The organism is Glutamicibacter sp. NPDC087583 (assembly GCF_044743685.1).
GTDB lineage: Bacteria > Actinomycetota > Actinomycetes > Actinomycetales > Micrococcaceae > Glutamicibacter.
In genome coordinates this window covers 17,597-28,646 of the sequence record NZ_JBIUWY010000008.1, presented here as the reverse complement: position 1 = coordinate 28,646, position 11,050 = coordinate 17,597, and the positions used below count along the sequence as shown (strand labels likewise).

General features: G+C 59.7%; 9 protein-coding genes. 7 read left to right on the top strand and 2 right to left on the bottom strand.

The genetic code is table 11. The annotated features are described in order from the left end of the window. Positions 1–180 precede the first annotated feature (180 nt). Genes ACIOU9_RS16070 through ACIOU9_RS16060 form a run of 3 tightly spaced genes read left to right on the top strand, consistent with a single transcriptional unit; the run spans position 181 to position 3,189 of the window. Positions 181–1,260, top strand: coding sequence for an efflux RND transporter periplasmic adaptor subunit (locus tag ACIOU9_RS16070; protein ID WP_332488687.1), 1,080 nt, complete (start codon positions 181–183; stop codon positions 1,258–1,260). Beyond that, the gene (locus tag ACIOU9_RS16065; protein WP_105658038.1) at positions 1,250–1,957 is read left to right on the top strand and encodes an ABC transporter ATP-binding protein; all 708 of its coding nucleotides are present in this window, start codon (positions 1,250–1,252) and stop codon (positions 1,955–1,957) included. The genes ACIOU9_RS16070 and ACIOU9_RS16065 overlap by 11 nt, the downstream gene beginning before the upstream one ends. Continuing rightward, on the top strand, positions 1,954–3,189 hold the full coding sequence (locus ACIOU9_RS16060; RefSeq protein ID WP_133834727.1) for an ABC transporter permease: 1,236 nt from the start codon (positions 1,954–1,956) through the stop codon (positions 3,187–3,189). Before ACIOU9_RS16065 ends, ACIOU9_RS16060 begins: the two co-directional genes overlap by 4 nt. Positions 3,190–3,378: 189 nt before the next feature. Here the strand turns inward: ACIOU9_RS16060 and ACIOU9_RS16055 are convergent, their stop codons facing one another. Continuing rightward, on the bottom strand, positions 3,379–5,007 hold the full coding sequence (locus ACIOU9_RS16055) for a hypothetical protein (protein ID WP_402697523.1): 1,629 nt from the start codon (positions 5,005–5,007) through the stop codon (positions 3,379–3,381). A gap of 547 nt (positions 5,008–5,554) precedes the next feature. Between ACIOU9_RS16055 and ACIOU9_RS16050 the strand changes: the two genes are divergently transcribed. The 4 genes from ACIOU9_RS16050 to hpaD all read left to right on the top strand — a co-directional run bounded on the left by ACIOU9_RS16050 (position 5,555) and on the right by hpaD (position 10,470). Further along, positions 5,555–7,078: a fumarylacetoacetate hydrolase family protein gene (locus tag ACIOU9_RS16050; protein ID WP_181148971.1), complete on the top strand. Its 1,524-nt coding sequence runs from the start codon at positions 5,555–5,557 to the stop codon at positions 7,076–7,078. Then, positions 7,078–7,737 carry a GntR family transcriptional regulator gene (locus tag ACIOU9_RS16045; RefSeq protein ID WP_332488680.1) on the top strand — a complete coding sequence of 220 codons (660 nt, stop codon included), beginning with the start codon at positions 7,078–7,080 and terminating at the stop codon, positions 7,735–7,737. The genes ACIOU9_RS16050 and ACIOU9_RS16045 overlap by 1 nt, the downstream gene beginning before the upstream one ends. 78 nt (positions 7,738–7,815) lie before the next feature. Then, positions 7,816–9,309, top strand: a complete 1,494-nt coding sequence (hpaE, locus tag ACIOU9_RS16040; protein WP_105658032.1) for a 5-carboxymethyl-2-hydroxymuconate semialdehyde dehydrogenase — start codon at positions 7,816–7,818, stop codon at positions 9,307–9,309. Positions 9,310–9,372: 63 nt separating this feature from the next. Next, positions 9,373–10,470, top strand: a complete 1,098-nt coding sequence (gene hpaD, locus ACIOU9_RS16035; protein WP_105661547.1) for a 3,4-dihydroxyphenylacetate 2,3-dioxygenase — start codon at positions 9,373–9,375, stop codon at positions 10,468–10,470. Between the two features lie 126 nt (positions 10,471–10,596). Here hpaD and ACIOU9_RS16030 read toward each other — a convergent pair whose 3' ends face one another. Then, on the bottom strand, positions 10,597–10,962 hold the full coding sequence (locus ACIOU9_RS16030; RefSeq protein ID WP_105658031.1) for a VOC family protein: 366 nt from the start codon (positions 10,960–10,962) through the stop codon (positions 10,597–10,599). Positions 10,963–11,050: the final 88 nt, after the last annotated feature.

Sequence of the window (11,050 nt, the reverse complement as noted above, 5' to 3'; positions counted from 1 at the left end):
CGCTTCACCCCGGGACGTCGAGAAGATTCACTACGACCTTCAACTACTAATTTGAGTACCCGGTCTGACCTGCAAAGTAAAAATAAATCTCAATCTGATAAAGGTTGCGTGTTTTCTCCGTTTGAGCTTGGTAGTTGCTGAACACTTTGGTAATCATTGAATGGTGAAAAGAGCAACCCTATGAGCCAACGACGCGCGTTCCGTCGCATATTCCTTCCCGCTGCATGGCTAGTTATCGGCGCCTTGATCGCCGTCAGCCTCGTGAAACTCGCGTTTGCCGGCGGCACTGCCAGCGCCGATGATGACCTGTTCCCCACCGGAGAGATCCCGGCAGAGACCATCTTTGCTGAGAAAGCCACGGTAGAGAACAAGCTGTCCATTCCCGGAACTATTAAGCTCACCGAATCGAAAGAGCTGAATGCGCCCGTGGACGGCGTTGTCAATTGGGCTTTCGTCAAGCCAGGCGACAATGTCTCCCTCGGCGATCGAATCTTCCAGGTCCGCGCCGAATCCCAGCCAGAGAGCGTTGAGGCCAACGACTCGGATAGTGAAGGTTCACAAGACGAGCAGCAACCGCAGGAAGCTGCGCCAGTGGTGAAGTACCACGACGTCTACGCAACGGCCACAGGCAAGGTCGGCGCTTTCCAGATCGAGGTTGGCGATGACGTCACCAAGGGCACAGGACTCGGCGCGATCCAGCCCCAAGAATTCTTGGCCGCCGGTTCGATCGATCCGCTGGACCGCTACCGGTTGCTCGATGAAAGCCTCGAAGCAACGATCACCATTGACGGCGGACCGGAGCCATTCACCTGCAAGGACCTGTCTGTCGGTGACAGCGCTTCGAAGAAAACCAGCGCCGGCTCCGCAGACCAGGACATGGAATCGCAGATGGATCCAATGGCATCCGGAGAATCCACGGAGAGCTCTTCGGGCAGCGAGATTTCTTGTGCCGTACCTGCAGACATCGTGGTTTTCGACGGCCTGAGCATGAACATGGAAATTGATGCAGGCACCGCCGAGGACGTATTGACCGTACCGGTATCGGCTGTTCGCGGCCTGGTTGGCCAGGGTGCGGTGTGGCGGCTGGATGAAAACGGCAAGGAAATCCGCACCGAGGTAGAGCTTGGCGTGACCGACGGAAAGGTCATCGAGGTGATTTCAGGACTGAAGGATGAGACGGAAATTCTCCGCTTCGTCCCAGGATCCACCCCGGCACCTGAAGAAATGATGGATATGGAGTCCTACTCAGATGAGTGGTGAGCCATTGCTGAAGCTCGAGAATGTCACGCGCAGCGTCCTGCTGCCCGATGACAGCGAGCTGCATATCCTCAACGGGATTGATCTCACGGTGTCCGAAGGCGATCACATAGCCATTGTCGGCCGTTCGGGTACGGGCAAGTCCACGCTGCTGAATATCCTTGGCCTGCTTGATCGGCCCACCAACGGTAGCCTGCTGTGGCGAGGCAAGGATGCGACCCGGCTGAGCGCCAAACAGGCGGCCCATGCACGCGGGCGCGACCTCGGTTTCGTTTTCCAGCAGTTCAACCTCCTGCCAGGACGCACTGCCCTGGAAAATGTCATGGCTCCACTGATGTACGCCGGTGGACGCGACTTCTGGAATCGGCGCAAGCTAGCAACCGAGTCCTTGGAGCGCGTGGGACTGGGCAAACGCTTGGATTCAATGCCCCAGACCCTCTCCGGTGGTGAGCAGCAACGTGTGGCCATCGCTCGCGCGCTGGTCCGCCGGCCACGAGTCGTACTGGCCGATGAGCCCACCGGTGCCTTGGATGTCACTACCGGACGTGCGGTGATGGATCTCTTGGATTCCGCCACGGTTGATTCCGGCGCTGCCCTGATCACCATCACGCACGACAGCAATGTTGCGGCCTTGGCCCGAGAACAGCTGCAGTTGGATGGCGGGCGGCTGCATCCGCTCAGTGAGGTGGCGGCAAGATGAAATCCTTAACTCGCTTAGGAACCGGTTTTGTTGCTGCGCTGCTGGAGGCATGGCAGGAACTGCGTATTCACAAGTTGCGCGTCTTGCTCTCCTTGGTTGGTGTCACCATTGCGGTGGCCTCGTTAACTACGGCATTGGCCGGAGCTGGCATGGCGCGTCAGATGATGACCGAAAGCCTTGAAAGCGAGGGTCGGCCAGCAATGATTGTTGTCTACGCCTACGACCCGAACTCGGATGCTGGTCCTGCGGGCAACGACCAAATCGATGAGGCCTTTCAAAAGACCAGTGACCGGTTCAAGGTCGAGTACACCACCATGATGGGACGCAGCTACGACCAGAAAGCTTCAGCCCAAGGGCTGAGCCTTGATGCCGAGATCATGGTGGTTGATCCCGACTACGCTCCAATGCACCGGTTAGTTGTTACTGACGGCCGCTGGCTGGAAGCCGAAGATGCACAGAATCTTGCCCCAGCGGCGGTGGTTGACCACACCTTCATCAAAGAATTGGGACTGGAAGGCCAGCGACTGCCTTTAACCGTGGATTTGATGAGCAATGGGAACACCGTCTCAGTTACTGTCATCGGAACCACCAAAGCATCTAGCTACGGCATGGGCGGCAAGCTGTGGATGCTGCCGGCCACCTATGAGCACTGGTTCGGCATGCAAGCTCCGCTCAATGAGGTCAGCTACAAGCTGTGGGTGCCCATCGAGGGATCCGAAGAGCTGGCCATGCACTTCGGCCAGCAAATGCAGGCAGAACTTCCTGGTCTCACAGTTGATGCGCACCGCGAAGATTATCTGATGTGGGGTGCTGATGAGAGCTTGAAGATGTTGACCATGGTGGTTGCCGGGATCGCAATCATCATCTTGCTGCTTGGTTCCCTGAGTCTGCTCAATGTTGCCATGGTGACCATGAAGCAGCGTATCCGCGAAGTGGGTATCCGACGCAGCTTCGGTGCAACAACCGGACGCGTATTCTTCTCGGTGATGATGGAAAGCGTCGTGGCCACGGCCGTAGCAGGTGGCATTGGCGTGCTCATCTCCGTTGCCTTGGTCTCCAACGAGAATCTGCTGAATATGGTGATGGCTACCGAGCTGGATCAAATGCCGGCATTCCCTATCGGTGCGGCCCTACTTGGCATGGGAGTTTCCATCGCCGTAGGCGCACTGACCGGTGTGCTTCCCGCGCTGGTGGCAGCCCGAGTCAAGATTGTGGATGCTATTCGCGTCTAATATGCAGATGCCGCTAAGGCGCTGGAACGGAATCATGACTTCCGTTCCAGCGCCTTCTGCGTACCCCTGGTGAGTCGGCTGATTAACTGCGGTAGCCGAGGACCGTTGAGAAAGCCTCCGTCGCCGAGGTCGCAAACCAAGAGGTTCTTCTCCAGCTCAGTGGCCGCGAACTGTGTTGAGCTGATCTGTTTATCCCTTGTTCACGGCAGGGAGGGATTCGTCGCTGCACGATGCGCCTCCGGACGCGCGTTTTCTATCCTTCTTCCTCTTTCTACCCTCCGTCTTCATCCAAGCAATCAGCCCGATAGTAGTGACAGCAGCGATGCCGATCCAAATAGTTCCCCAAAGTGTGGATAACTGGATCCCCAGACCTCCGGTAACGGTGAAAATCAGTGTGGCCGGCAGGAATATAAACGCAAAAATATTCACTCGGTGACTGAACTTTTCACGCTTAACCGCCTCTTCGCGCAGTTGTTCGGCTCGTTCGCGATTCACCTGCTCTTCTTCGGCGCGCTGGTTGGCTTCCAGATAATCCATGATGGATTTCTGCTCGATCAGTGAATGCTTGATTCTTTCTTCCAGCATGCGCACGTTCTGCATGGCTTGCAGCACCCGAGTTGCAGATTCACGTCCGGGTATCTCCTGCAACCAGCGCTTGCCGTGGAACTCGATAAACCTTTTTTGAATGTCCTTGTATCGCTTAAGCGAAGCAGCGGAATCCTCAAGGTTTCCGGTTGCCGCTAGATTGGCCAGGTGTCCCGCGCGCTGGGTCAAGAATTCATCTTGCTGCATCGTCAAGACCGCCAAATCGACGAAGACTGAATGCGCTAAGGCCACCGTATGCCCAGTCTCTGCGATCCAGTGTTCAGGATCGCCATCCGGACGGGACTGGGCAACAATCCCCATCCCCCGATCACTGCACCAACCAATTGACGGGCCAAGGGAGACTTGGGCTTTGCTAACTCCGAGGTCGGACCAGTCGCTCAAAGTTGGCTTAGGCGTGGCGGTTTGAGCAATGCTCAGTGCATGCGCCCAGCGCACTGCAGGGTTGTCCATCGCGCTCGGTCCGTGCCAGTGTTTTTGGCACTGAGGAATCTTGTCTTGCGGAATAAAAGTGGAGATCGTATAGATGTTCCCCCATGGATCCTGCTTGTCTTTTGATTGCAGAGCGCCACCATTATTCAGTTCTACTGCCAAGCCTGCTGAACGCAAGGCGTTGTTTACACCCGCTCGCAAGTCCTTGCCATCGATGTTTGTGCCCGGCAGTAGCCCAGCACGAGTCGGCCGGTGCAGCGCAGAGGTCACCCAACCGGGGGTTTGCAATGCCTCTTTCGAAAGCTTCACGTGCAAGGCGACGTATTCAGCGTTGCCGGCTCCTGTTTCCGCCTCACTACGAGAACGTGAAATTCCAGCGATCCGGATACCGGCGCCGGTCAGCTTGCTGATTACCTTCTGGTTGTCGAAAGCAAACGTTGGAGCACCCGATAGTGCTTGCTTCGCGTCGGCAGTCATGGCCAGGAAATGAGGTCCGACCGAAGTCTTGTCGAACCAGCTTTTTGATGCTTTATGCAGATTTCCCGCGTCGTTTTGGAGAAACTCAGAGGTTTCGCTTTGCAGATCTTTGCAGAACATCTTCCACGTGATATCCGCGGCATTCGACGGGACCCACCACAAGTTTCCATCAGGTTCCGTGATCGAAGATGCCGGAACTCTGGCGACCAACGCCACGGATCCCCACATCCAGCTATTTGCGTGGACCTCGGTGGGGTGCGACGGCAGCGTCGAATCAATCACGCCTGTGTTTTGACCTGAAGACATCTTTTTCCTTGCGCTCTCATCTCAGCGAGTTTCGGATATTAAATACACTCCCCATAAATACAGGCTATCTACAATTACCCGGCATGCAGGAGGAAGCAACGGAATATTTCTCGTGAACAATCCATGACTCCACTTGCCCTCACCCTCAGTGAAATGGCCTATTTCCACGATCGGCAAAAGAGCGCCTGCCGTAGCTCGGCTTCGGTTCGCGAGCGAGCTTGCCCCTGCCGCCCAGCTGGCAAGAGGATAGCGCCGGTCGGGCATCCTTTGCCGACTACAGGGCAACGATGGCCGTGCAGGGAATCCGGCATCAGATCGACTGGCTAGCCAGGATTCCAGCTATCGATTGTGTGCTGCAGTACATCCGTTCCGGCGCCCCGCAATTGTCCATTTCGAAACATTCCCGCTCCCGGAGAATTCCGCGTGATCTTGCGGATTCCCAGGCCTTCACGATAATCATTTCCAAAGATTTCCAAAGCCCGCTTGACACCGTTTGAGATTCGGCGCACACTGATCGTATACGATTTGATGTACGAGATGATGTTCGATGAAAGCAGGCCGATCAACGGTGAGCAATATTGTCCCAGTAACCGAAGAGACCTTCGCGCAGGCAGGCAAGATCCTGGCCGTACACCTTAGCTACTCCTCGCGTGCGGCGCAGCGCGGACGCACCCCGAAGTTCCCCAGCTACTTCATGAAGGCCACCAGCTCGCTGGCCGCCAGCGGTTCCACCGTGGAACGCCCAGCTGGCACCGAGCTGCTCGCCTTCGAGGGCGAGATCGCACTGATCATCGGCAAGACCGCTCGCCGCGTCTCGGTAGACGAAGCCTGGGGCTACGTCGGGCAGGTCACCGCATCGAACGACCTCGGCGTGCACGACATGAAGTACGCGGACAAGGGCTCGAACATCCGCTCCAAGTCCGGCGACGGCTACACCCCGGTGGGTCCCAACGCCCTGGATGCTGCCACCTTGGATCCTGCCAAGCTGCGCGTGCAGACCTGGGTCAACGGCAAGCTCGCCCAGGACGCCGACACCTCCGAGCTGCTCTTCTCCTTCGCAACCATCATCGCCGACCTGTCCCAGCAGATGACCCTGCAGCCAGGTGACATGATCCTCACCGGCACCCCGGCCGGCTCCACCGTCTTCTTCCCCGGCGACGTTGTCGAGGTCGAGGTCACCGATCTGGTCTCCGGCGCCACGACCGGCAAGCTGGAGACCACCGCCGTCGAGGGCACTGCGGCCTTCGCCGCTTTCGGCAACCAGCCAAAGGTCACCGACAAGGACAAGGAAGATGCCTACGGCGATCGCGAGACCGCCGGCATGGCCCCGATCATCACCGGCAAGGACGTGCTGACCGACAAGGTCCGCGAGCAGCTGGCTTCGGTGGCTACCGCCACCTTGTCCGCCACCTTGCGCAAGCGCGGCCTGAACAACGTGAACATCGAAGTCCCCGGTGCCACCAAGGGCATGCAGCGCGTGATCGGCACCGCCCGCACCCTGCGCTACATCCCCAACCGCGAGGACCTGTTCAAGGCCCACGGCGGCGGCTACAACATGCAGAAGCAGTCCATCGACTCGCTCAATGACGGCGAGATCCTGGTCATGGAAGCCCGCGGCGAGACCGGCTCGGCCACCCTGGGCGACATCCTGGCCCTGCGCTCCCAGCAGCTCGGCGCCGCCGGCATCATCTCCGATGGCGGCGTACGGGACCTGGACGCCGTGTCCAACCTGCAGATCCCGGTCTTCTACAACGGCGCCCACCCAGCGGTTCTCGGCCGCAAGCACGTGGCCTGGGACAAGGACATCACCGTGGCCTGCGGCGGCGTATCGGTGCAGCCAGGAGATGTGATCGTGGCCGACTCCGATGGCATCGTGGTCATCCCGCCAGCAATGGTGGCCGAGGTGGCCGCTGAAGCCGCGGTGACCGAATCCAATGACGAATTCATCTTCGCCATGGTCCAGCGCGGCCACGGCATCGAGGGCCTGTTCCCGATGAATGATGCGTGGAAGAGCAAGTACAACGCCTGGAAGGACGCAGGCAGCCCGGATCTGGACTCATGGTCGCTGTAATGACCGCCTCCAAGTCCGAAGCCGCCTACCAGCTGGTTTCCGAGCGCATCGTCAACGGGGCATACTCCCCCGGCTACCGGCTGGTGCTGGGCACCATTGCCGACGAGCTGGGCTGCTCCGTGGTTCCGGTGCGCGAGGCGATCCGCCGGCTGGAGGCCGAGGGCCTGGTGCACTTCACCCGCAACGTCGGGGCGACGGTGGCCCACGTGGATTCCACCCTGTACCTGCACACCATGCAGACCCTGATGGTCATCGAGCCGGCCGCTACCGCGCTGGCTGCGGATGCCATGGATGCCGCCTGGCTTGCCAAGGCGCGGGCGCTGAACGAGAACATGCGCCAGTGCTTGGCGGATTTCGATCCGGTGGCCTTCACCCGGATGAATACCGAATTCCACCAGCTGCTCTACGGCCAGTGCCCCAATCCGCACATCCTGGACCTGGTCCAGCGCGGATGGCGCCGGCTGGCGGCCATGCGGGCCAGCAGCTTCACCCACATTCCCAACCGGGCTCGCGCTTCGGTTCAGGAACATGAGGCGCTGCTGGATCTGATCGGCAACCATGCCACCCCGGCGCAGATCGAAGCCGCCTGCCGGGACCACCGCTCGAATACGCTCAACGCCTATTTGAAAGCGGCCGGCATGGCACCTAGCGCCATCTAGCCAGCAGCACCGAGAACTTTCATAGATTTGCCACAACCCATCCGGTGAAAACACCGGAACAGCACGAAAGGAACTGCCATGAGCAAGCACTTCGTACCGGAAAACCTTCCGACCCACCTGCAGCACTACATCAACGGCGAATTCGTTGACTCCATCGGCGGAGCAACCTTCGACGTGCAGGAACCGGTAAGCAACACCAACTACGCCACCGTGGCTTCGGCACAGCCTGAAGACGTGGACCTGGCAGTTGCCGCCGCCAACAAGGCCTTCAAGGAAGGCCCTTGGGCCAAGATGCTGCCACGCGAGCGTTCCCGCGTGCTGCACAAGATCGCTGACATCGTCGAGTCCCGCGACGAAGAGCTCTCGCTGCTCGAGTCCTACGACTCCGGCCTGCCGATCACCCAGGCCAAGGGCCAGGCCCGCCGCGCCGCGGAGAACTTCCGCTTCTTCGCCGACCTGATCGTCGCGCAGGTGGATAACTCCTTCCGCGTCCCGGGACGCCAGATGAACTACGTGAACCGCAAGCCCATTGGCGTCGCCGCGCTGATCACCCCGTGGAACGTTCCGTTCATGCAGGAATCCTGGAAGCTGGCTCCGGCCATCGCCACCGGCAACTCGGTGGTCCTCAAGCCTGCCAGCTACACCCCGCTCTCCGCTGGCCTGTGGCCAGAAATCTTCCGCGAAGCCGGCCTGCCAGAGGGCGTCTTCAACCTGATCTTCGGTTCCGGCGGCGTCGCCGGCGACTACCTGGTCAAGCACCCGGATGTGCCACTGGTGTCCTTCACCGGCGACTCTTCCACCGGCGCCACCATCTCCACCGCGGCCGCGCCATTCTTCAAGGGCCTGTCCCTGGAACTCGGCGGAAAGTCCCCTGCAGTGGTCTTCGCCGACGCTGATCTGGAAGCTGCCCTGGACGCCACCGTGTTCGGCGTGTTCTCGCTGAACGGCGAGCGTTGCACCGCCGGTTCCCGCGTGCTGGTCCAGCGCGATATCTACGATGATTTCGTAGCCAAGTTCGCAGAACGCGCCAAGAACATCCGCGTTGGCCTGCCAAGTGACCCGAAGACCGAAGTCGGTGCACTGGTGCACCCTAACCACTTCGAGAAGGTCATGGGCTACATCGAGATCGGCAAGACCGAAGGCCGCTTGCTGGCCGGCGGCGGCCGTGCCGAAGGCTTCGAAGAGGGCAACTACGTTGCTCCGACCGTCTTCGCCGACGTTGCCCCGGATGCGCAGATCTTCCAGGACGAGATCTTCGGCCCGGTTGTTGCCATCACCCCGTTCGACACCGACGAGGAAGCACTGGAACTGGCCAACAACACCAAGTACGGCCTGGCAGCCTACGTGTGGACTTCCAACCTGAAGCGCGCGCACAACTTCGCGCACCAGATCGATTCGGGCATGGTGTGGCTGAACTCCAACAACGTCCGCGACCTGCGCACCCCATTCGGCGGCGTGAAGGCTTCGGGGCTGGGCCGCGAAGGCGGCTACCGCTCGGTGGACTTCTACACCACCCAGCAGTCCATCCAGATCACCCTGAACGAAGCGCACTCCCCTAAGTTCGGCGTCTAGGAAGCACGCGCTTCCCGCCCCTAGTTTTTCTTGCTTGCAAAGGAGCAAATCATGAGCAAAGAGATCGCAAACCCGATCCCAACCCCTTCGGTTCCAGCACCGGATATCCTGCGCTGCGCCTACGCTGAACTGGTCGTCACCGACCTGGAGCGCTCGCGCAAGTTCTACGTGGACGTACTGGGCCTGCACGTATCCTACGAAGACGAGAACCAGATCTACCTGCGTTCCTTCGAGGAATTCATCCACCACAACCTGGTGCTGACCAAGGGCCCGGTGGCAGCACTGAAGGCCATGGCTTTCCGTGTGCGCAGTGCCGAAGAGGTCGACAAGGCCGAGGCCTACTACAAGGAACTGGGCTGCCGCACCGAGCGCCGCAAGGAAGGCTTCGTCAAGGGCATCGGCGATGCACTGCGCGTCGAGGATCCACTGGGCTTCCCGTACGAGTTCTTCTTCGAGACCACCCACGTTGAGCGCCTGCACATGCGCTATGACCTGTACTCGGCCGGCGAACTGGTCCGCCTGGACCACTTCAACCAGGTCACCCCGGATGTGCCGCGCGGCCGCGCCTACCTCGAGGACCTGGGCTTCCGCGTCACCGAGGACATCCAGGACGACGAAGGCACCACCTACGCAGCCTGGATGCACCGCAAGGGCACCGTGCACGACACCGCTTTGACCGGCGGCAACGGCCCGCGCCTGCACCACGTGGCCTTCTCCACCCACGAGAAGCACAACATCATCCAGATCTGCGACAAGATGGGCGCACTGCGCATCTCGGACCGCATCGAGCGCGGCCCCGGCCGCCACGGCGTCTCCAACGCGTTCTACCTGTACATCCTGGATCCAGATGACCACCGCATCGAGATCTACACCCAGGATTACTACACCGGCGATCCGGACAACCCGACCATCACCTGGAACGTGCACGACAACCAGCGCCGCGACTGGTGGGGCAACCCGGTTGTTCCATCGTGGTACACCGAAGCTTCCAAGGTCCTGGACCTGGATGGCAACGTGCAGGAAGTCATCGAGCGCACCGATGACTCCGAGCTGGAAGTCACCATTGGCGCCGACGGCTTCTCCTTCACCCGTGCCGGTGACGAAGACGGCTCGTACCATGGCCAGGCTTCCAAGGGCTTCAAGCTGGGCAACCAGCTCTAAGCCAGGCAAGCTCTTCTAGACCCAGAGCTTGGCAGCTTCCCTGAGCTGCAACACAAGAATCCCGGGGCATCAGCGAATTTTTTCGCCGATGCCCTGGGATTCTGCTTTTATTGGCCACGCTAATTCCTAGTCCATCGGCGAGACCCTGATCAGGTTGCCATCTGGATCCGCGGCAACAAAGGTCCTGCCAAAGACTTCGTCGTAAGGTTCTTGCACGATGCGCACTCCCTTGGCGGACCATTGGCGGCAAGTTTCGTCAACGTCACCGCCGGAGCCGGGGACCATCAAACCCACCTCGCTGGTGCGCGGGGTTTCCGGGACCGCATCTTCATTCTTGCCGGACCACACAGCGAAGCTCACCTGCTCGCTGAGGGCGAATGCCACATAGCGCGGCGAGACGAAGACGGGATCCATATCGAACAAATCGCCATAGAATTCGGCAGCTTTCCGGGCATCCTTGACATAAACGAGGAACAGGTTCGGGCGGGGCATCGGGGACTCCTGGGATCAATGAATTAGTGGACATTAGCAGTCCACCAGAAAATCACGACAGAACATGTCTTCTTTTCTGGGATACTTG